Annotated in this window: 19 protein-coding genes; 5 read left to right on the top strand and 14 right to left on the bottom strand. The window is 61.1% G+C overall.

Annotation, left to right across the window (positions count from 1 at the left end; translation table 11 throughout):
- Positions 1-131: 131 nt before the first annotated feature.
- Together C8D72_RS03165 and C8D72_RS17310 are read left to right on the top strand one after the other, a co-directional pair.
- Positions 132-1,046 (top strand): LysR family transcriptional regulator ArgP, encoded by a 915-nt coding sequence (locus C8D72_RS03165; RefSeq protein ID WP_115852939.1) that lies wholly within the window; start codon positions 132-134, stop codon positions 1,044-1,046.
- 2 nt (positions 1,047-1,048) lie between these two features.
- Positions 1,049-1,408, top strand: coding sequence for a hypothetical protein (locus C8D72_RS17310; protein WP_147301492.1), 360 nt, complete (start codon positions 1,049-1,051; stop codon positions 1,406-1,408).
- On the opposite strand, the gene C8D72_RS03155 is transcribed toward C8D72_RS17310, so the two are convergent.
- Complete coding sequence (locus tag C8D72_RS03155; RefSeq protein ID WP_115852937.1) at positions 1,383-1,721, bottom strand: MTH1187 family thiamine-binding protein; 339 nt, start codon at positions 1,719-1,721, stop codon at positions 1,383-1,385. The genes C8D72_RS17310 and C8D72_RS03155 overlap by 26 nt on opposite strands.
- Before the next feature lie 203 nt (positions 1,722-1,924).
- Here C8D72_RS03155 and cfa point away from each other — a divergent pair, with 203 nt between their 5' ends.
- Positions 1,925-3,070 (top strand): cyclopropane fatty acyl phospholipid synthase, encoded by a 1,146-nt coding sequence (gene cfa / locus C8D72_RS03150; protein WP_115852936.1) that lies wholly within the window; start codon positions 1,925-1,927, stop codon positions 3,068-3,070.
- A 133-nt stretch (positions 3,071-3,203) separates the two neighbouring features.
- A complete protein-coding gene (locus tag C8D72_RS03145; protein ID WP_115852935.1) occupies positions 3,204-4,394 on the top strand; it encodes an amino acid aminotransferase in 1,191 nt (396 codons plus the stop codon).
- 62 nt (positions 4,395-4,456) lie between these two features.
- Here C8D72_RS03145 and C8D72_RS03140 read toward each other — a convergent pair whose 3' ends face one another.
- From C8D72_RS03140 to C8D72_RS03130, 3 genes are all read right to left on the bottom strand, one after another.
- Positions 4,457-4,954: an EH domain-containing protein gene (locus tag C8D72_RS03140; protein WP_115852934.1), complete on the bottom strand. Its 498-nt coding sequence runs from the start codon at positions 4,952-4,954 to the stop codon at positions 4,457-4,459.
- A gap of 95 nt (positions 4,955-5,049) precedes the next feature.
- The gene (locus tag C8D72_RS03135; RefSeq protein WP_115852933.1) at positions 5,050-6,378 is read right to left on the bottom strand and encodes an MATE family efflux transporter; all 1,329 of its coding nucleotides are present in this window, start codon (positions 6,376-6,378) and stop codon (positions 5,050-5,052) included.
- Positions 6,379-6,557: 179 nt separating this feature from the next.
- Positions 6,558-7,028, bottom strand: a complete 471-nt coding sequence (locus C8D72_RS03130) for a hypothetical protein (RefSeq protein ID WP_115852932.1) — start codon at positions 7,026-7,028, stop codon at positions 6,558-6,560.
- Between the two features lie 159 nt (positions 7,029-7,187).
- On the opposite strand from C8D72_RS03130, the gene C8D72_RS03125 reads away from it, so the two are divergent.
- Entirely contained in the window at positions 7,188-8,144 is a 957-nt protein-coding gene (locus C8D72_RS03125; protein ID WP_115852931.1) for a LysR family transcriptional regulator, read from the top strand.
- A 60-nt stretch (positions 8,145-8,204) separates the two neighbouring features.
- On the opposite strand, the gene C8D72_RS03120 is transcribed toward C8D72_RS03125, so the two are convergent.
- The 10 genes from C8D72_RS03120 to asd form a co-directional block, all read right to left on the bottom strand.
- Positions 8,205-9,398, bottom strand: a complete 1,194-nt coding sequence (locus C8D72_RS03120; protein WP_115852930.1) for an O-succinylhomoserine sulfhydrylase — start codon at positions 9,396-9,398, stop codon at positions 8,205-8,207.
- 156 nt (positions 9,399-9,554) lie between these two features.
- Positions 9,555-11,072 (bottom strand): amidophosphoribosyltransferase, encoded by a 1,518-nt coding sequence (gene purF, locus C8D72_RS03115; RefSeq protein WP_115852929.1) that lies wholly within the window; start codon positions 11,070-11,072, stop codon positions 9,555-9,557.
- 59 nt (positions 11,073-11,131) lie between these two features.
- Complete coding sequence (locus tag C8D72_RS03110) at positions 11,132-11,686, bottom strand: CvpA family protein (RefSeq protein WP_115852928.1); 555 nt, start codon at positions 11,684-11,686, stop codon at positions 11,132-11,134.
- Entirely contained in the window at positions 11,683-12,465 is a 783-nt protein-coding gene (locus tag C8D72_RS03105) for an SPOR domain-containing protein (protein WP_115852927.1), read from the bottom strand. Before C8D72_RS03105 ends, C8D72_RS03110 begins: the two co-directional genes overlap by 4 nt.
- Positions 12,466-12,480: 15 nt before the next feature.
- A complete protein-coding gene (gene folC, locus C8D72_RS03100) occupies positions 12,481-13,746 on the bottom strand; it encodes a bifunctional tetrahydrofolate synthase/dihydrofolate synthase (RefSeq protein WP_115852926.1) in 1,266 nt (421 codons plus the stop codon).
- A gap of 5 nt (positions 13,747-13,751) precedes the next feature.
- Positions 13,752-14,684: an acetyl-CoA carboxylase, carboxyltransferase subunit beta gene (accD, locus tag C8D72_RS03095; RefSeq protein WP_115852925.1), complete on the bottom strand. Its 933-nt coding sequence runs from the start codon at positions 14,682-14,684 to the stop codon at positions 13,752-13,754.
- A gap of 163 nt (positions 14,685-14,847) precedes the next feature.
- The gene (locus tag C8D72_RS03090; protein ID WP_115852924.1) at positions 14,848-15,480 is read right to left on the bottom strand and encodes a phosphoribosylanthranilate isomerase; all 633 of its coding nucleotides are present in this window, start codon (positions 15,478-15,480) and stop codon (positions 14,848-14,850) included.
- A gap of 54 nt (positions 15,481-15,534) precedes the next feature.
- On the bottom strand, positions 15,535-16,446 hold the full coding sequence (gene truA, locus C8D72_RS03085) for a tRNA pseudouridine(38-40) synthase TruA (protein ID WP_115852923.1): 912 nt from the start codon (positions 16,444-16,446) through the stop codon (positions 15,535-15,537).
- 101 nt (positions 16,447-16,547) lie between these two features.
- Positions 16,548-18,128 carry a type IV pilus assembly protein FimV gene (locus C8D72_RS03080; RefSeq protein ID WP_115852922.1) on the bottom strand — a complete coding sequence of 527 codons (1,581 nt, stop codon included), beginning with the start codon at positions 18,126-18,128 and terminating at the stop codon, positions 16,548-16,550.
- An 88-nt stretch (positions 18,129-18,216) separates the two neighbouring features.
- Positions 18,217-19,332, bottom strand: coding sequence for an aspartate-semialdehyde dehydrogenase (asd, locus tag C8D72_RS03075; RefSeq protein WP_115852921.1), 1,116 nt, complete (start codon positions 19,330-19,332; stop codon positions 18,217-18,219).
- Positions 19,333-19,341 lie beyond the last annotated feature (9 nt).

Here is a 19,341-nt window from a genome sequence, read left to right as displayed (position 1 = left end):
TCCGTGGCGTCGTTTTGATGACGGCGCCCGGGCTGGCGTATCGGATCGTGCTCATAAGCACCTGCCTGTTACATGCTCTATTCTATAGGGCTGTTGGATGGAACCTCATATAAAGCGGCTTAGCAGGCGTTATGCTCGACTATAAACTTCTTGAGGCGCTTGGCGCCGTTGTGGACCAGGCAGGCTTTGAGCGCGGCGCTCAGGTATTGGGACTGACCCAGTCCGCGGTATCGCAGAGAATCAAGCTTTTGGAGGCGCGCCTGGGCCAGCCGGTCCTGATCCGTGCGCCACGCATTGCTCCCACCGATCTGGGCAAAAGACTGCTTAACCATATTCAGCAGGTTCGGCTACTGGAACATGATCTGCTCGATTATGTGCCCTCACTCGGTGATCGCGAACAGCGTCTGCGCATCGCGCTCAATGCCGACAGCCTGGCCACCTGGTGGGCCGAGGCGGTAGAGGATTTCTTTCGTGAGCATACCGTGCTGTTTGACCTGGTTGTCGAGGATCAGGAAGCAGCGCTCAAGCGCATGCGTGATGGCGAGGTCGCTGCCTGTCTATGCATGACGCCACGCTCGATTCAGGGGGCCCGCGCCCGCCCGCTTGGCGGCATGCGCTATCGCCCGCTGGCCACGCCCGACTTCGTGAAGCGCTACTTCCCCAATGGTCTGGATCGCATTGCGCTTGCCGAAGCACCGGCAGTAGTCTTTGGCCCCGATGATCGCCTTCAGCAGCGCTACATTGCCAACCATGGCGTGACCGTGCCGTTTCCGCATCACCTGTGCCCCTCTTCTGAAGGGTTCTATCAGATGATTCGATCCGGCATCGGCTATGGTCTGGTGCCCGAAATCCAGGCGCAGGCGGCCATCGAGCGTGGGGAGCTGGTGGATCTTGAAAGCAGCTCTGACGTTATCGTGCCGCTCTACTGGCATTACTGGCGTCAGGGGGGGAATATACTGGAAGCGTTGACACAGCATCTGACCCAGCATGCACAGCGCTGGCTGACCGATCTTGACGGTTTCGAAAATTCCGTGGGAGTACTCTGACCATGCGTGCCCCTTCTTCTGTCATCAGACCTGCGCTCGCCTGCCTTGGCATGCTGTTACTGCCCGGTCTGCTGCCAGCCTGTAGCGCTACTCAACAGGAGGGGCCGTCAGAAAGAATCCTGACCGTCAGCGCCGGTGCCACTGATGAACCCACGGCCCGAGCCAATGCCATGGAGACCGGACAACATCAGTGTCGCGCGCGCGGTGGCCGACAGGCCAGCATGGTGGACATGGAGGTGACCCCACCTGCCATGGCCACCATGGACGACGACTCCGACGCCAGCTCCACTACGGACGCCCTGGAAGCCGCCACCCCGGAAGGCGATATCCGGCACGTCACCCTGACGCTTCGCTGTCACTGACATCCCCCCTGCCGTCCTGGCGATGCGTCTGCACGCTCTCGATCTTGTCTGACATGCTCTGCTCACGATCCGTGCGCGTTCCGATGCGCATGGAGGTCGTGATGCGTGGCGCTCCCATGTCATGAACCACTTCATGACATCGCCTTACCACCTCAAAGACCTCCTCCCACTCCCCTTCAATGTTGGTGCCATAGGCATGCATCTGATGTGTGAGTCCTGCCTGCTCGATGACCTCCTGACAGGCCGACACATAGGCCCCCACCGAAACACCAACACCCAGCGGCACAACACATAGATCGATCATGACCTTCATGCAGTTTCTCCTTCACGACAGGGTTGAAATGTAAACCTCCTTTATAGAAACAAGGGCTGAAAAATGGAGAATTGTCGATTAAATTTTAAGGCTGATGCAAGAAAACCACACTCAAGGGTTCCTTTGACATAGGCAGGTATGTCACCCGCTCATATTCAGGGAGGCATTGTGGGGGTAATGAACCATTACCAGGGGAGAATGTCATGACCAGCAATACCGCTGACAATTCAACGACCAATACTGATACACGCTCACGCCGTCTGATCGAAGGATGGCTTGAGCCCACGGGCGTGGCGCTCAACGGCAACAAGCCCTGGGACCTGCAGATCCATAACCCCGATTTCTATAGTCGGGTGGTGCGCCAGGGGTCGCTGGGACTGGGCGAATCCTACATGGACAACTGGTGGACATGTGAGCGCATTGACCAGTTCATCGAGCGCGTTCTACTGGCCAACCTGGGCGATCGTGCCCATACCCGTCGCGAGAAGCTGTTCTATCAGCTTCAGACCAGCCTGACCAACCTGCAGAGCAAAACACGCGCCTTCATGGTGGGCGAGCAGCATTATGATTTCGGCAATGACCTGTTCGAGGCCATGCTGGATGAAACCATGTGCTACTCATGCGGCTACTGGAAAGAGGCCACCACCCTGCATGAAGCCCAGGTCGCCAAGCTGGATCTGGCCGCGCGCAAGCTGCAGTTGCGTCCCGGCATGCGGGTACTCGATATCGGCTGCGGCTGGGGCAGCTTTGCCGAACACGCCGCACGCCATTACGGTGTCCACGTCACAGGCATCACCATTTCCAAAGAGCAGGCAGAGCTTGCCCGAAAGCGCTGCGAAGGACTGGATGTCGAGATCCTGCTCGAGGACTACCGTGATCTGCAGGGCAGTTTCGACCGCATCGTCTCCATCGGCATGTTCGAGCATGTCGGGCACAAGAACTACCAGACCTACTTTGAGACCGTGGAGCGTCTGCTGGCGCCGGATGGTCTTTTCGTCCTGCACACCATCGGTTCCAACAACTCGAAGATCGGTGCTGACCCCTTCATCAACAAGTACATCTTCCCCAACGGAGTGCTGCCCTCAATCGCCCAGATCGTGACGCCCACCGAGGACAGAATGGTCATGGAGGACTGGCAGAATTTCGGCGCAGACTACGACCGTACCCTGATGGCCTGGCTTGAGAACATCGAGGCGGCCTGGCCCTCGCTGCCCTACGACGAGCGTACCCAGCGCATGTTTCGTTACTATCTGGCCAGCTGCGCCGGTGCCTTCAGGGCACGGGATCTTCAGCTCTGGCAGATCGTCTTTTCCAAACGTCGGCCCGGGCGCTACGACGCCCCTCGCTAGCCATCGCGTGCGGGCCAGGGTCGGCCCTGTCATCGGCGGTGGCAGTAACGGCCCTGCAGTGGCATTATTTCTCGTGTGCCACCTACATGCCTATTCATTCATGACCGCCAACCCGACGAGGTAGTCATTCAAGATGTTCGAGCGTATCGAGCGAGTTCCCGGGGACGCCATCCTCGGCCTGATCGAGGCCTATCAACAGGACACCAACCCGCAAAAGGTTGATCTCGGGGTCGGTGTCTATCGTGACGACAAGGGCCGTACCCCGGTGCTTGCCACGGTCAAAAAGGCGGAAGAGCAGCTTTATCAGCAGGAAGCCACCAAAAGCTACATTGGCTCGCATGGCGATACGCGCTATACCGAGGCGGTCACCAAAATGGTGGTGGGTGAAGACTCTAAAGCGCTGAGCGCCGGGCGGATCAGCACCACCCAGACCCCGGGGGGCACCGGTGCCCTGCGCCTGGCCGCCGACTTTTTAAAGTCGCACCTGTCGAATCGAGCCATCTGGCTGAGCGACCCGACCTGGCCCAATCACCCGGCCATCTTTGAAGCTGCCGGCATCGAGGTCAAACGCTACCCTTACGTCAACGCCGACAATCGTCTGGACTTCGAGGCCATGCTGGCCGCCCTCGAGGAAGTGCCTGAAGGCGATATCGTGCTGCTGCATGCCTGCTGCCATAACCCGACCGGCTTTGATCTGTCAGAAGATCAGTGGCGCGAGATTCTGGAAGTGGTCAAATCGCGCGGACTGCTGCCGCTGATCGATTTTGCCTACCAGGGTTTTGGTGACGGCCTGGATCAGGACGCCTTTGGCGTACGTCTGTTTGTCGAGGCGCTCGATGAACTGCTGATCACGACCTCGTGCTCGAAGAACTTTGGCCTCTACCGCGAACGCACCGGCTCACTGATGGTACTGGCCGCTGATCATGAGCAGATGCAGAACGTACGCACCCAGATCGCCATTGCCGCTCGCGAGAACTACTCCACACCGCCCTCTCACGGTGCGGCAGTCGTCGCCGAGATCCTGGGTTCGCAGACGCTGACCGAGCAGTGGCAACAGGAGCTTGCCGAGATGCGCGGGCGTATCAACGGTCTGCGCAGTGATTTTGTGGCCGCCTTTCGTCCGCACGGTCTTGAAGAGCGCTTTGCCTTTATCGCCGAACAGCGGGGCATGTTCTCCTACACCGGTCTGACGCAGGCACAGGTCAAACGACTGCGCGATGAGTTCAGCATCTACATGGTCGGCTCGGGACGTGCCAACATTGCCGGGCTCTCCGGAGACTCGCTGGAATACGTGGCGCGCGCCATTGCCACGGTCGTCAAATAAGCTCCGGGGATGGTTACAAAAAAAGCGAGCCTGATGGCTCGCTTTTTTCATGTCTGGCCTTCTCAGGGGGACAGCGCCTGCTCACTACGGCTGTCGGTCGACGCCCCCGGTGTCTCTGACTCGGGCGATGTCTCGGGGGGCGCGACACCCCAGGCCGCCGCCGAGGGCGTGCTCAATGTCGCAGGTGCCGTTCCCGGCTCCAAGCGCCCCTGCTGTGAAGATGGCGCCGTCATCTGCAGCTGGCGCTGGATGGCAGGGTCGTCAAAACGCCGTCGAAATTCCTGACGCGAGACCTGCCCGTCGCCGTTTTCATCCAGCATGTTCCAGTAATTGCCAAGGCCGATGCGCTCAAGATCCAGAGCGTCGAGGCCGCTGCGTGGATCGGCGTTTGCCTGCTCAAAGACGCGATCGACATCCTGCACGCTACCACTGGCCAGAGATGAGTCGCCGGCCTGGGTGACGCCGTTTTCCTGTGCCGAGTGCTGAGCACAGCCCGAGAGCATCACCACGACGGCAAGCCCCGACAGCCCATTGCGATATCCTCTGGGACTCCTGCGCATATCCGCCTCCGCAATATCAGCCATGAAAGAGTACTAATACTATAAACACAACGCCGACCCTCTTTCACGCCGGACGTTTACGCAGGATGCTCATGTCATCCGACCGGGACGGCACCTTCCGGCTCACGCCCCTTGTCGCCCAGTATGCGGCGATAGCTCCACCAGGCCAGCACGCCGGCCAGCACATTGCCTACGGCAGCGCCAATGCCCAGACCCATGAAGCCGCCCAGCCAGGCCCCCAGGCTCAAACAGGGCAGATAGCAGACAAAAAGACGCATGAAGGAGACCGTCACGGCCCGACGCGGCCAGCCCAGTGCGTTGCAGGCCGACACCACCAGCATGCAGATCCCTAAAAAGGCGTAGCTGGGCAACATGAAATACAAAAGCGTTGCCAGCATGCCGCGTACTTCGTCATTACCAGCCAAAAGACCTGCCAGCGGCATGGCAAGCGCACTCAACAAAAGACCCAGTAGCAGCTGCCAGATCAGCACCACGCGTGCCGCCAGATTCATAAGCGCCCGGATTTCCTGCCAGCGTCCGGCCCCATAGCTGCGCCCGAGCCAGGGCGGCAGGGACATGGTCAATCCCAGCACCACCAGAATGACAAAGGTTTCCAGACGCGCGGCTAGCCCCCAGGCGGCCACCGCGGCCTCGCCGAGTCGCGCCACGATCCCGGTGGCCGCCAGCGCCGAGACCGCCGGCAACAGCTGGGAGGCCATGGCCGGCAGTGCAACCCCCATAAAGCGCCCCAGCGAGCTGCGGGCCTCCTCGCGAAGACCCGTATCGGCCAGCCAGTCGCGCCGGGCAAGACTTCGTGCCAGAACCACAAGGCCAATGGAAAAGGCAATCAGCGTCGCCCAGGCCGCCCCCGCCAGACCCCAGCCCTCGAAGGGCCCCACGCCAAAGATCAGTATGGGATCCAGTACCAGATTGATGAGACTCGTCAGCACCATCATGCGCCCGGGAAGACGCGTTTCTCCATGGGCGCGAAAGAGGCTGTAGCCCAGATACAGCAGCGCGCCGATCCAGCTGGCCAGAAGCCAGGGGCCCCAGTACTGATTGATCAATGCCAGAATTTCTTCATTGGCCCCCAGCAGACGAAAGATGATCGATTCCAGCAGCCAGAGCACCAGCAGCAGCAACAGCATGGCAGCGCTGCCGCCCAGCAGTACCAGACTGCCCAGACGCCGGGCACGAGCCTGCTCGTCGGCGCCCAGCGCCCGTGATATCAACGCTGCAATGGCAATGCCAAAGCCGACCTGTACCCCAATGATGACCGTGGCCACCGGAAAGGTGAACGACTGCGCTGCCAGCGGCTGGGTGCCCAGGCGGGCGATGAAAATACTGTCAATCAGATTGAAGCCCAGCAGCGCCATGACACCCATGGCCATGGGCAGGGTCTGACGCCAGAGGGTTTTACCCATTTCTCGGGTTTGGGGCGATGCCACAGCACCTCCAGAGTTGATGGGATGAACGTGAATGCGGCGCGCAGTCTAACCTTATGCACAAAAAAAAGCAGGCTGTGCCTGCTTTTCCGATCATGCCTCCCTGACAGCTTCGATCATTCTTTCCTGACCGCCCGTCAATGACGGGAGGCTTCGGGTTACAGCGAAGTGAGGATTTCGTAGCTGCTGTCAGAGCTTGAACGGCTCTGGGTGGTATTGCCATCCACCACCAGGGTGTACTGCCCGGCGTCCAGAGCACTGTCGATGCTGAAATCACCCTGCACATCGCTGGCGCTGCTGGCCACCACCTGTCCCTGTTGATCCAGAACCAGGGCATTAAGGCGATAGGCGGCGTTGTGCGTGCCTGCCAGCGAACGGCTGGCGAGCTGAACCCGGCCATCGTTTTCCACATTGAACTGGAAGCGATGCGGTGCCCCCTGAGCGGCGTAATAGGTGCCGGTCAGACCGCTGGCAGTGTTGACGGCCGAACGCGAAAGCGTGCTGCTGTCGGTATTCAGGGCAGCCGCGTTATTGGCTTTCATGAAATCGCCTTCGGCGGTCGAGGCCATGCTCTGTTGCGCCATCAGTGTGGTCAGCGAGAGTGCGGCGATCAGAAGTGTGCGTGTCATGTCATGTCCCTTTTCAGTGTGGTATATCTCGGGGCTGCCTCCGGCAGCGCCCGTATCGATAGATATATTCTCCGCCTGAAAGCACTTCTGATCGATGCACTCTATAACAACTTTGTGTTGTGGAAAGCGCAACATTCCCGCAGGAGATTGTAAGCATCCATGGATCTGTCCAGCCGTCTTTTACTCCTTGCCGAGGTGGTCGATGCCGGAAGCTTCACGCGCGCGGCCGATCTTCGTCATGTCGATCGCTCGGTCATCTCACGCCAGATCCGCCATCTTGAAAAAGAACTGGAAGTGCGGCTTTTCAATCGCTCGACCCGCGTGGTGCATCTGACCGACGCCGGCAGGGAGATCTACCAGCGCGCCCTGAGCCTGCGCACCGCGCTCGAGGATGCCCGCCATGTGGCAGAGGCCTACCAGAGTGCCCCGCGAGGCGTGCTGCGCATCAATGCGCCGACGGATTTCGGCAGACGCTACGTGGCGCCGGCCGCCGGTATTTTCATGAGACGCTTCAATGACATACGGGTCGAGCTCCAGCTCGACAATGGCTACGTCGATGTGATCGCCGGCGGCTATGATCTGGTCATTCGCATCAGCGAGCCGCAGGATTCTTCACTGATTGCCCGCCCCCTGGCACGCAATCACCAGGTCATTTGCGCCAGTCCGGAATTCGTTCAAAAACACGGGCTGCCCGAAAGCGTCGATGAGCTTCTATTACTACCGGCCACCGCCTATTCGCGTGACGACCTTTCGCTGGATTATCTCCACTACTACAACGAGAGCAATCATGTTGTGCGCGGCGCGCTGAATGCCCGCTTTCGCACCAATGATCCCGAGGTCATGGTCAGGGCGATGCTGGTGGGGCTCTGCTATGGCGTCATGCCAGCCTTCATGCTTGAAGACGCCTTCCGGGACGGCAAGCTGTTTCCGATTCTGCCCGAGCTGCGCCTGGCGCCCAGTCCCGATATCTACATGGTCTACCCGCATCGGGAGTTCATGACGCTCAAGACCCAGCGCTTTATCGAGTGCCTGCAGGAGGTGGTGGGAGAGCCCCCTGTATGGGAGCGCAACATGCCGCGGATCGGCATGCTGCAGGGCTATGACCCGATGGCCTGAGACTGACCGGTGCCTCAGGGCTTCAATCACCGCCTGAAGCCCTGATGGCACCGCCCCGTTTTACAGTGCGTCCAGCCCGCGCGCCAGATCCTGTTTGATGTCCTCGAGATGCTCAAGACCGACCGCAATGCGGATCAACCCTTCCGTAATGCCGGCCGTGGCACGCTGCTCATCACTCAAACGCCCGTGCGTAGTGGTGGCCGGATGGGTGATGGTGGTCTTGAGATCCCCCAGGTTGCCGGTAATCGACAGGAGCTGCGTGGCATCGATCACTGACCAGGCCCCTTCACGACCGCCTTTCACCTCCACACCCAGCACGGCGCCGAAGCCACTCTGCTGACGCGCGGCCAGCTCGTGCTGCGGATGCGAGGTCAGCCCGCTATAGTGCACTTTTTCAACGCCGGGATGCGCCTCGAGCCACTGCGCCAGCGCCAGGGCGTTGTCACAGTGTGCGCGCATGCGAAGCCCCAGCGTTTCCAGCCCCTTGGTGAAAATCCACGCATTGAAGGGGCTCATGCTCGGACCACAGGTACGCACCACACCGTGCACTTCCTTCACCAGATCGGCACGGCCGGCCACGGCGCCGCCAATGGCACGCCCCTGCCCGTCCAGATACTTGGTGGCCGAGTGGATGATCAGATCCGCGCCGTGCTCCATCGGGCGCAGCAACGCCGGGGTACAAAAGCAGTTGTCGATGGCAAGCCAGGCGCCATGCTCATGCGCGATATCGGCCAGCGCGCGAATATCGGCAATCTCGGAAAGGGGATTGGACGGCGTCTCGGCAAAGAGCAGTTTGGTGCGCGGCGTCATGGCCGCTTTCCAGGCCTCCAGATCAGAGAGCTCGACAAAATGGGTCACCACGCCGAACTTGCCAAAGTATTTGGCAAACAGGCTGACCGTGGAGCCGAACAGCGCCCGCGAGGCGACAATCTCGTCACCGGCTTCCAGCAGCCCGAGCACGGTCGACATGATGGCCGCCATGCCGGAAGACGTCGCCACACAGGCCTCGGCCCCTTCCATCGCGGCCAGACGCGCTTCAAAGGTCTGTACGCTGGGGTTGGTAAAGCGCGAGTAGACATTGCCCGCCTCTTCGCCGGAAAACTTGCGCGCCGCTTCGGCTGCGCTTTCGTAGACAAAGCTTGAGGTGGGAAAGATCGGTTCGCTGTGCTCCTGCTCATGAGTACGCTGATGGCCGGCCCGAATGGCCAGCGTATCCGGATGCAGGTGATCATTCTGGGCGTCTTTCTCGAACATGGTGGCTTCCTTGAATGGTCGAAGGCCGTGGCATCCCTTGAACAATGCCCGCGGCAGCCTCGGCCGTAATCGTCATGAACAAAATGACCGGGCGCGTGGCCCGGTCATTCAATGAATCCCCTTCAGCGTTGTCTTACCCTGCCGCGGGCGCGAAGATCAGTCAACTTCCTCGACATCGTTATGCAGATCCACCTGCGCATGGCCGCCGCTGGACTGCTGCTTGGCGGCATCGCTGCGGGCAATCTCGAGGCGGGCCAGATAGTCCGGATCGATATCGCCGGTCACGTAGCAACCATCAAAGACCGAGCAGTCAAACTCCTCAAGGGTCGGGTTGATCTCCCTGACGGCTTCCTTGAGATCGTCAAGATCCTGATAGATTAGCCGGTCAGCCCCGATCAGCTCACCCACATCCTGAGTAGTGCGATCAAAGGCAATCAGCTCCATGGCCACCGGCATGTCGATGCCGTAGACATTGGGGTAGCGCACGGCCGGCGCGGCGGAGGCAAAATAGACACTTTTGGCCCCTGCTTCCCGCGCCATCTGAATGATTTCATTGCAGGTGGTGCCGCGCACAATGGAGTCATCCACCAGCAGGACATTCTTGCCGGCAAATTCGATATCGATGGCATTAAGCTTTTGACGCACCGACTTCTGGCGCTGGGTCTGCCCCGGCATGATGAAGGTCCGCCCGATGTAGCGGTTTTTCATGAAGCCTTCGCGATACGCCACGTTCAGATGCAGCGCCAGCTCCAGCGCAGCCGTGCGGCTGGTATCGGGAATGGGGATGACGACATCGATGTCGTTGTCGGGCCAGTCACGCTTGATCTTCTCGGCCAGCTTTTGTCCCATGCGCATGCGGGTGGCATACACATTGGCACCGTCGATGATCGAATCCGGCCGTGACAGATAGACATACTCGAAAATGCAGGGCGTGAGCCGGGCATTTTCAACGCACTGCTGAGTATGCAGATTGCGCGCCATATCGATATAAAGGGCCTCACCCGGGGCCAGATCGCGGATCAATTCAAAACCTGCCACATCCAGCGCCACCGACTCGGAGGCAATCATGTACTCCGGGCCTTCAGGCGTGTCGCGTTGACCGAATACGACCGGGCGAATGCCGTGCGGATCACGAAAGGCCACCAGCCCCTTGCCATTGATGATCGATACTGCCGCATAACCGCCCTTGCAGCGACGATGGACCCGGCGGATGGCATCAAAGATGTCTTCGGCTTCCAGATGGTGCCCCTGCTTGCCCAGCTCATGGGCAAAGACATTGAGCAGCACCTCGGAATCCGAGCTGGTATTGATATGGCGCAGATCGGCGTTGAAAAGCTCGGCCACCAGCTGTTCGGAGTTGGTCAGATTGCCGTTGTGGACCAGCGCAATGCCGTAGGGAGAGTTCACATAGAAGGGCTGCGACTCCGACTCACTGGCAGAGCCGGCGGTCGGATAGCGCACGTGGCCGATGCCGATATTGCCCTTGAGCCTTTGCATGTGACGCGTATGGAAAACGTCGCGCACCAGGCCATTGCTCTTGCGCAGCAAAAAGCGTCCGTTGTCCCAGGTCATCATGCCGGCAGCATCCTGCCCTCGGTGCTGCTGCACCGTCAACGCATCATAGACTGCCTGGTTTACCATCGAGTTGGCCATCAGGCCCACGATACCGCACATGCGTTACATCCTCGCTGTCGGTGATTGCCGGCGTGGTGCCGGCCGTACTGATCGCTTGATCATTGCGACATCTGCGCTGGCAGATGCCCTTGCAGTTCACGAGCGCGCTGCGATGCTTCATCCATGAGGAACTGATCCCTGTCGAGCTGCTGATACTGCCTGATGGCCATATCACGCCCCTGCTCGACCCAGGGTAAAAAAGTCGACTGCTGCCACTCGGCCCTCTGACTCAGCGGCGTCAGCCCGACCACGGCCGCAATCAGGATGAGAACGAAACCGCCCCGCAGCAGGCCAAAGGCGGCCCCCAGGAGCCGATTGAAAAACCCCATCCCCACCCATTCGATCATGGCGTGGAGCAGCCTGATGGCCATGTTGGCCAGTAACAGCACAACAAATACCACCAGCACAAAGCCGATCACCAATCGTATTTGTTGACTGTCGATATAGTCGGAAAAAAGGCCGGCGGCGGGTTCTGCCAGGGCGCGGGCCGCGAGCAGGGCAGCAATCCATGCTGCCAGCCCCAGCCCTTCGCGGATGAAGCCGCGCGCAAACCCCGACAGGACCGAAAATCCCAGGATGATGACAAAGGCCCAGTCAATCCAGGTCCAGCTCACTGACCACCTTCACGGCGAACGATCAGCCCCTTGATATTGGCCTTCTCCTGCAGTTCGGCGCGCGCCCGCTCGCTCTCCTCGGTAGACCCAAAGGGACCGACATAGACCGTGTTGAGTTCGCCGCGCGGCTGCTTGTAGGCGGCAAAGCCCTGCGACTTGAGCTGCTCGATCAGGCGATCGGCATTTTCGGGCTGTCCGAAACTGCCGGCCTGTACGGCCCAGCCACCGCTGCCGGAGGGCTGTGAGGCGCTGGCGCTGTTACGATTGGCCGCGGCCATGATCGGATCACCCGAAGAGTCATCGCTGCGCTGCTGTGTCTGACGCTGCGTGCTGCCGCCATTGCTGTCCCGCGAGGTGGTCGCAGACCGACTGCTGCTGGCCGAAGAAGCGGTGCTGCTGGTCGAGGACCCACTACCGTTGTTGGCGCGTGTGGTACTGGTATCACGCGAGTCGGTCTGTGGTGCTGACGGCTCGCTACGGGCCGGCGCCTGGGCAGGCGTCGATTCACGCTGCCGGTCCGGGAACAGCTGATTGCTTTGACTGGCCTGGCCGGGGCGCTCGTTCATGTTATCAGCGCGGCCTTCATCGTCGGCCAGTGGCGACTGCGGCGCCGCCACATCGCGCTGTGACATCTCGATGGGCTGTTCGATGGTGACCGACGAGTCGTCGGTGCTTTCTTCTTCATCACTTGAGCCGCCAAACAGGATGGGCAGCAGGATAAGGGCCAGTGCCACGATAATGACGATACCGCTGATGCGCTCACGCATGCCGTATTTCATGCGACTCTCTCCTTGTTACGCGGTTCCCTCGCCCCTTTCGAGCCGAGCCAGTGCTTCTGCCACGGTAAAAAAGGAGCCGCAAACCAGTACGTCATCATGTTGTGAATGTTGTTCCAGCCAGTCGATACCCGCTGTCGGGCTCTCGGCCACGGCAATGACCTGCCCGCCACGGGCACGAATGAGTTCCGCCAGCGTCTCACCACCCCGCGCACGTGCCCCTGACAGTGTCACCGCCAGCCAGTCATCCACGACCGGCCAGAGCGCCTCGACCACCCCTTCGGCGTCCTTGTCGCCCAGCATACCCAGCAGTGCCACGCGCCGCGTCACGGGCCGCAGCATTAGCTGATCGGCCACGTAGGTGGCGGCGTGCGGGTTGTGCGCTACATCCAGACAGTAACGGCCGATGCGCTGCATGCGCCCGGCCAGGCACATGCCGGAAAAGGCCTGCGCCAGCCGCGAGGCGTCAAGCGACAGACCCAGAGCCTCGAGCGCGGTCAGCGCACTGGCGGCGTTGTCCAGCGGCAGGCCCGGGTCGGGAAGTGGCGATAGTGCCGACGCAGCGGTCTCGTCCGGGCGTTGCCACTGCCAGCATCCGTTGTCATCGCGATGCCAGTCAAAGTCCTGACCCAGCGTCAGACAACGCGACACCGGCAGCGAGGCGGCATGTGCCGCCACACTGGCCACCATCCGGCGACTGCCCAGAATGGCCGGTCGGCCGGCACGCAGGATGCCGGCCTTCTCGGTACCGATTTTTTCAATATCAGTGCCGAGAAAATCGGCGTGATCCAGCGCCACGCTGGTGACGATGCCGACATCGGCATCGATGATATTGGTGGCATCCAGCTGACCGCCCAGCCCCACTTCCAGAATGGCAATATCCGGCGCCCGGTCACGAATGATGACCAGTGCCGCCAGCGTCCCCATTTCGAAGTAGGTCAGCCCGGTATCCGCGCGTACGGCCTCGATGCGCTCGAAGGCATCGATCAGGGCGTCATCACTGACCTCTTCCCCATCAAGGTGCAGGCGCTCGTTATAGCGCAGCAGATGCGGTGAGGTATAGCTGGCCGTACTCAGACCATGGGCCTGCGCCACGGCCTCGACCATGGCCACGGTCGAGCCCTTGCCATTGGTGCCGGCTACGGTCACCACCTGCCGGGCGATGGGGGCGGACAACAGCCCCAGACGCTCGGCCACGGTACGAATGCGCTCAAGCCCCAGATCGATGGCGACCGGATGCAGCCGTTCCAGGTGGGCCAGCCACTGTGTCAATGTACGTGACATGGTGATCAGCGTGCAGGCTCGGCGCTGTAGGGTGCCCCATCATCACCTTCCACGTCTTCCAGCATGGTGACGGCAGGCTCGGAGGGACGATCGGTCAGCGTGCGCAGGATACGCCCCAGCCGGATACGCATCTCGCTGCGATGGATGATCATGTCAACCGTGCCGTGCTCCAGCAGGAACTCGCTGCGCTGAAAGCCCTCGGGGAGCTTTTCACGCACGGTCTGCTCGATGACACGCGGGCCGGCAAAGCCGATCAGGGCGTTGGGCTCGGCAACGTTGAGATCGCCCAGCATGGCAAGCGAGGCCGATACGCCGCCAAAGACCGGGTCCGTCAGCACCGAGATATAGGGGATGCCGGCGCCGCTGAGACGCTCCAGCGCCGCCGAGGTCTTGGCCATCTGCATCAGCGAGAAAAGGGCTTCCTGCATGCGCGCGCCGCCGGACGCGGCAAAGCAGACCAGCGGCCGCTTCTCTTCCCGGGCAATCGTGGCGGCGCGCACGAACTTCTCGCCGACCACGCTGCCCATGGAGCCACCCATGAACTCGAACTCGAACGCCACGGCCACGACCGGCAGGCCGTCCAGCGAGCCTTTCATGACGACCAGGGCATCCTTCTCTTCGGTCGCTTTCTGCGCGCCGGCCAGACGATCCTTGTACTTCTTGGAGTCACGAAACTTGAGACGATCCACCGGCTCAAGCTGAGCGGCCACCTCTTCGCGGCCGTCGCTGTCCAGAAACCAGGAAAGACGACGACGTGCATTCAGGCGCAGGTGGTGATCACACTTGGGGCAGACATTGTGATGCCGCTCAAGCTCGGGCCGATAAAGGACAGCCTCACAATTGGGACATTTACGCCACAGGCCGTCGGGGATGTTGTTGCGACGATCGGTACGGGCAGTACGCCCCATTGAAGGAACAATCTTGTCGAGCCAGCTCATCGAGAAAGGGCTTCCATATCGTTGATGGTCAGTCTTTTAAAATGGGCGCGCCAAAAAAGGCATGTGGCGCATTCCCCCATTATCAATCATCGACGGTAGCGAGGGCCAGCCCGGCGTACAACGATACCCGCATAGCCCCCGCCACCGCCTGTCAGCATCAGGCTCAGGACGCGGCCGGGGAGCGGTCAGCGCCCTGCGCTCGATCAATGAAGCGTCTGATCAGGTCATGATCCTTGCACCCGGGGCTGGCTTCCACACCGCCGGAGATATCTACGCCGTGGGGCGCCACCTGATGGATCGCCTCGGCAATATTGTCCGGCGTCAGGCCACCGGCCAGAATGATCGGCAGCGCCGGATCGTGCGGGACACGCGACCAGTCAAAGGTTTCCCCGGTACCGCCGGGCACGCCGGGGCGATAGGCATCCAGCAACAGACCGCGCGCCTGGTGATAGCGCGCGGCTTCCTGATGCAGGTCAATATCATCGCGCATGCGCAGTGCCTTGAGCCAGCTCATGCCGTAAAGGTCGCAGGCTTCAGGCGGCTCATTGCCATGAAACTGAAGCATGTCGAGCCAGGGCGCGCAGTCGGTAATGAGATCGGGCTCCTGATCCACAAAAAGCCCCACCCGGGTCACAAAGGGCGGCACTAGTGAAGCCAGGCGCTCAAGCTGCTCAACCGTCAGTGCCCGCTTGCTGCCGGGCCACATGACAAAGCCCAGCGCATCGGCGCCGGCCTCTACTGCGGCATCGACATCCGCTTCACGGGTCAGTCCACAGATCTTGATTCGGGTTCGCATTTACAGATGTCCTGGCGATTACAAACGTCTTGGCGATTACAAACGTCCTGGCGATTACAAGTGTCCTGCCGGTTCACCGCGATAGACCGGCCGCTGATAGTTCGAAGCAGGCAGTGTCCGCTCGCCGGTCCACTCGCCGCTGAAGTAAAACTCAGCCGGACCCAGAGGCTCCGAGGGCAGCTCAAAGCGTGGATCATAGTACACATCCACGAAGTGCAAACCCTGTGCCGGCGCCGTTGCCTCGGAAAGGGTGCGATCCCGGCCTTCCAGAATGTCACGCGCCCGGGAAATATCGCGTCGCTTATCACCGATGGTCAGCAACACGCCGGCGATATTGCGCACCATGTGATGCAAAAAGGCATTGGCCTGAATATCGATCACGACCAGCGGCCCGGCACGCGTGACTTCAACGAAATGCACATGGCGCCAGGGCGTACTGGATTGACAGCCGGCGGCGCGATAGCCGGAAAAATCATGCTCGCCGATTAGCGTCTGCGCCGCCTCATGCATGCGTTTTTCATCCAGCGGGGTTCGATGCCAGGTCATGTGCTCGGCATCCAGTGCCGGCGGCACGGGCTGATTGAGAATCACGTAGCGGTAGCGGCGCGCAAGGCTTGAAAAGCGGGCGTGAAAGTCATACGGCATGACGCGCGCCCAGCGCACCGACATGTCACGCGGCAGATGGACATTGGTGCCCATGACCCAGGCCTTGAGCGTGCGAGCGCTTGTGGTATCAAAATGCACGACCTGACGGGTGGCATGAACGCCGCTGTCGGTCCGCCCGCTGCACATCACCTCGATGGGCGATTGTGCAATGCGGGAAAGTGCCTTTTCGAGGGAGGCCTGAAGGGAGGGGCCATGGCCCAGACGCTGCCAGCCCTGATAGGCCGTACCGCGATACTCAAGCCCCAGCGCGATACGGCCGCTGACGCGTTCGGTTTCATCCAGTCGTGTAAAAAGGGACATGTGACTCGGTAATGCAGGGACGCCCGGCCGCGAGAAGCAAGCTACTCCTGACCGGCAGCCCTCATGTAAGGATTTGAAGGATCGAGATCGAAACGCCCTGGTCAGGCGTGACGATGGGAACGACCGGCATCGGGGCGCTCATTATCCGTATCGACGCCCTCGAACGCCACCTCTTCCAGCGCCCAGTCGTGTGGAAACCCGGCGGACGGTGTCATGGCAACATCCGCGCTCTTCGTGTGGGTGCCGTATGCAGTCCCGTACCCGGGTTCAATGACCTCTTCCTGCTCCGGGAAAGTCTGTAGTGACCAAGCCGGCGCCAGCGCCGGCGTCTCATCAAACGTGGATGTTGATGTCGATGCCGCCGGATGCCTTCGATCGTCGTCCCTGCCGTCACGGGGCTCATCGTTGTCAGGGGTCGCTTCCAGCGCGGCGAGCGCCCGTATCAGCTGGAAATCGTTGGGATAATGCTCAAGCCCCTCCTTGAGCATGGTGATGGCGTGATCACGCCGGTTATGGCGCTGAAACACTTCGGCTTCACTGCAGATCGCCTCAACCTGGGCACGATGGGCCCTGGAGACCTCATCCTCTTCGGCGCCGACAATGCCTATTTCCCGAGCATCGCCCTCCTGGCCGCCTGAAGAAGCCGCACTCGCCGAATGAGCGTCGGCCCCCGCCATCGGCGAGAGCTCGGCTGCGCTGACCAGGCGATAGCGCTGCTGCCGCCAGCGGCGCACCCCTGCCCATACTCCCGCCAGCATCAACAAAAACGCCGCCAGTGCCCAGGTCCAGACAAAGCTGCGGTCGCGTTCAGGGACCAGGGACTCAATGGCCGGTGCCACTGCCGCCTCCCCGGGTGAGGCGTCCTGTTGTGGCGCATCCTCCGGAGAAATGGACTCGGGAGCTGATACACCGGCGGTCAGCACCTCCTGATCCAGTCGATCCAGACGGGTTTCCAGTGCCTGCTGACGCGACGTCAGCGACGCCATTTCGGCGGTATCAAACGAATCCTGATGGGCGAGTGACTGCGTTCTGACGGACTCAAGATCCGACATCAGCGCGGCCTGTGCCTCACGACTGGCGCGCAGCTGCTGCTCAAGACGGTCAAGCCTGCCTTCCAGCGCTGCAATACGCGAATTATCCGGCGCCGATGCTGGAGTTTCATGCGTTTGACGAGCGCCGGACTGATCGCGCGCATCACTGGCCACCGCCGCGCCGTGACGCGCGCCCTGTGCGGCAGATGACGCGTTGGCGCCGGCAGCCTCTGCGCCAGACCCCGGCCCGGTCGACGGCAGCAGGGTGAGCTGCGGCGTCAACTCGCCCTGGGGCCAGTTCAGGGTAAGCACCACATCCAGCCAAGGCGCGGCAAGTGGACGACTGCCCTGAACCTCCAGATAGAGATGGCCGGGGCGGCCGTTGACAGCCAGTCGCAGCGTATCGGTATCGGCACTTCGCGCCAGATTCATGGCCTGCCAGCGCTCGCTGTCCGCCAGCGCGACCCGAACGTCGTCGGCGCGCAGGTTGCCGGTATCCAATAGCGCCACGCGTGCCTTTAACGGCTCGTTGAAACCGGACATGACCTGCGGTTCAGCAAGGCCCACGGCATGGGCCGTCATCGAGCCCGACAGCAGCAGCGCGCTCAACAGGCAGCTTCGTAAACGCAAACGACAGGGCCGGTCGGCCATCACATTCTCCAGTCACTCTTTCAAGAGCCATCAATAAAAAAGGGCGCCTCAATGAGGCGCCCTGGCGTGCATAACGATGGCGGGTGCGTCAGTGGCGCTCGACCAGCAGTGCCAGCATGCGCCGCAGGGGCTCGGCAGCACCCCACAGCAGCTGATCACCGACCGTAAAGGCCGAGAGATATTCGCCGCCCATGGCCATCTTGCGCAGACGCCCCACCGGTACCTCCAGCGTGCCGGTCACGGCGGCCGGTGTCAGGCGCGCAAGCGTGGCGTCCTTGTCGTTGGGCACCACGCTGACCCAGTCGTTATGACGTGCAATTCGATCCTCGATCTCGTCTATCGGCACATCGCGTGTCAACTTGATCGTGAAGGCCTGCGCGTGAGAGCGCATCGAGCCGATTCGCACGCAGAGCCCATCGACCGGGATCTCGTTGGGTGCCAGACCAAGAATCTTGTTGCTCTCGGCGCCGCCCTTCCACTCTTCCTTGCTCTGGCCGTTGTCCATTTTCCTGTCGATCCACGGCAACAGGCTGCCGCCCAGCGGCGCGCCAAAATGTTCCGTGGGAAAATCACTGCCCCGCATGGCCTCGCTGACCTTGCGATCGATGTCCAGAATCGCGGAGGCCGGATCCTCCAGCTCGGCGCGGGCCGCATTGCCCACCATCGACATCTGATTGAGCAGCTCGCGCATGTTCTGCGCGCCGGCCCCGGAGGCCGCCTGATAGCTCATGGAGGTCATCCACTCGATGAGCCCGGCCTCATACAGGCCACCCAGCCCCATCAGCATCAGACTGACCGTGCAGTTGCCGCCGGCAAAGGTTTTAAAGCCATCATCCAGGCGCTGATCGATCACATGTCGATTGACCGGATCCAGCACGATCACGGTGTCATCGTTCATGCGCAGGCTGCTGGCGGCATCAATCCAGTAGCCCTTCCAGCCGGATTCGCGCAGCTTCGAATATACCTCGGCGGTGTAATCGCCGCCCTGACAGGTCACGATCACATCCAGTTCGGCCAGCGCCTGAATATCGAACGCGTCCTTGAGCGCAGGTACGTCGACACCCACGTCAGGCCCGGGCTTGCCCGCCTGAGAGGTGGTAAAAAAGACCGGTTCGATCTGCTTGAAGCCGTCCTCTTCCAGCATGCGCTGCAACAGTACGGAGCCCACCATCCCTCGCCAGCCGACAAATCCGGTTCTCAACATCTCGTGTTC

The organism is Kushneria indalinina DSM 14324, assembly GCF_003385845.1.
Classification (GTDB): domain Bacteria; phylum Pseudomonadota; class Gammaproteobacteria; order Pseudomonadales; family Halomonadaceae; genus Kushneria; species Kushneria indalinina.
The sequence above is the reverse complement of the archived record's forward strand: the minus strand, read 5'-3'. Positions and strand labels throughout refer to the sequence as shown.

What these genes read in the sequence shown, in the direction of transcription:
- C8D72_RS03165 (WP_115852939.1), top strand. Translation starts at nt 132, where the DNA reads ATGCTCGACTATAAACTTCTTGAGGCGCTTGGCGCCGTTGTGGACCAG.
- C8D72_RS17310 (WP_147301492.1), top strand. Translation starts at nt 1,049, where the DNA reads ATGCGTGCCCCTTCTTCTGTCATCAGACCTGCGCTCGCCTGCCTTGGC.
- C8D72_RS03155 (WP_115852937.1), bottom strand. Translation starts at nt 1,721, where the DNA reads ATGAAGGTCATGATCGATCTATGTGTTGTGCCGCTGGGTGTTGGTGTT.
- cfa (WP_115852936.1), top strand. Translation starts at nt 1,925, where the DNA reads ATGACCAGCAATACCGCTGACAATTCAACGACCAATACTGATACACGC.
- C8D72_RS03145 (WP_115852935.1), top strand. Translation starts at nt 3,204, where the DNA reads ATGTTCGAGCGTATCGAGCGAGTTCCCGGGGACGCCATCCTCGGCCTG.
- C8D72_RS03140 (WP_115852934.1), bottom strand. Translation starts at nt 4,954, where the DNA reads ATGCGCAGGAGTCCCAGAGGATATCGCAATGGGCTGTCGGGGCTTGCC.
- C8D72_RS03135 (WP_115852933.1), bottom strand. Translation starts at nt 6,378, where the DNA reads ATGGGTAAAACCCTCTGGCGTCAGACCCTGCCCATGGCCATGGGTGTC.
- C8D72_RS03130 (WP_115852932.1), bottom strand. Translation starts at nt 7,028, where the DNA reads ATGACACGCACACTTCTGATCGCCGCACTCTCGCTGACCACACTGATG.
- C8D72_RS03125 (WP_115852931.1), top strand. Translation starts at nt 7,188, where the DNA reads ATGGATCTGTCCAGCCGTCTTTTACTCCTTGCCGAGGTGGTCGATGCC.
- C8D72_RS03120 (WP_115852930.1), bottom strand. Translation starts at nt 9,398, where the DNA reads ATGTTCGAGAAAGACGCCCAGAATGATCACCTGCATCCGGATACGCTG.
- purF (WP_115852929.1), bottom strand. Translation starts at nt 11,072, where the DNA reads ATGTGCGGTATCGTGGGCCTGATGGCCAACTCGATGGTAAACCAGGCA.
- C8D72_RS03105 (WP_115852927.1), bottom strand. Translation starts at nt 12,465, where the DNA reads ATGAAATACGGCATGCGTGAGCGCATCAGCGGTATCGTCATTATCGTG.
- folC (WP_115852926.1), bottom strand. Translation starts at nt 13,746, where the DNA reads ATGTCACGTACATTGACACAGTGGCTGGCCCACCTGGAACGGCTGCAT.
- accD (WP_115852925.1), bottom strand. Translation starts at nt 14,684, where the DNA reads ATGAGCTGGCTCGACAAGATTGTTCCTTCAATGGGGCGTACTGCCCGT.
- C8D72_RS03090 (WP_115852924.1), bottom strand. Translation starts at nt 15,480, where the DNA reads ATGCGAACCCGAATCAAGATCTGTGGACTGACCCGTGAAGCGGATGTC.
- truA (WP_115852923.1), bottom strand. Translation starts at nt 16,446, where the DNA reads ATGTCCCTTTTTACACGACTGGATGAAACCGAACGCGTCAGCGGCCGT.
- C8D72_RS03080 (WP_115852922.1), bottom strand. Translation starts at nt 18,128, where the DNA reads ATGGCCGACCGGCCCTGTCGTTTGCGTTTACGAAGCTGCCTGTTGAGC.
- asd (WP_115852921.1), bottom strand. Translation starts at nt 19,332, where the DNA reads ATGTTGAGAACCGGATTTGTCGGCTGGCGAGGGATGGTGGGCTCCGTA.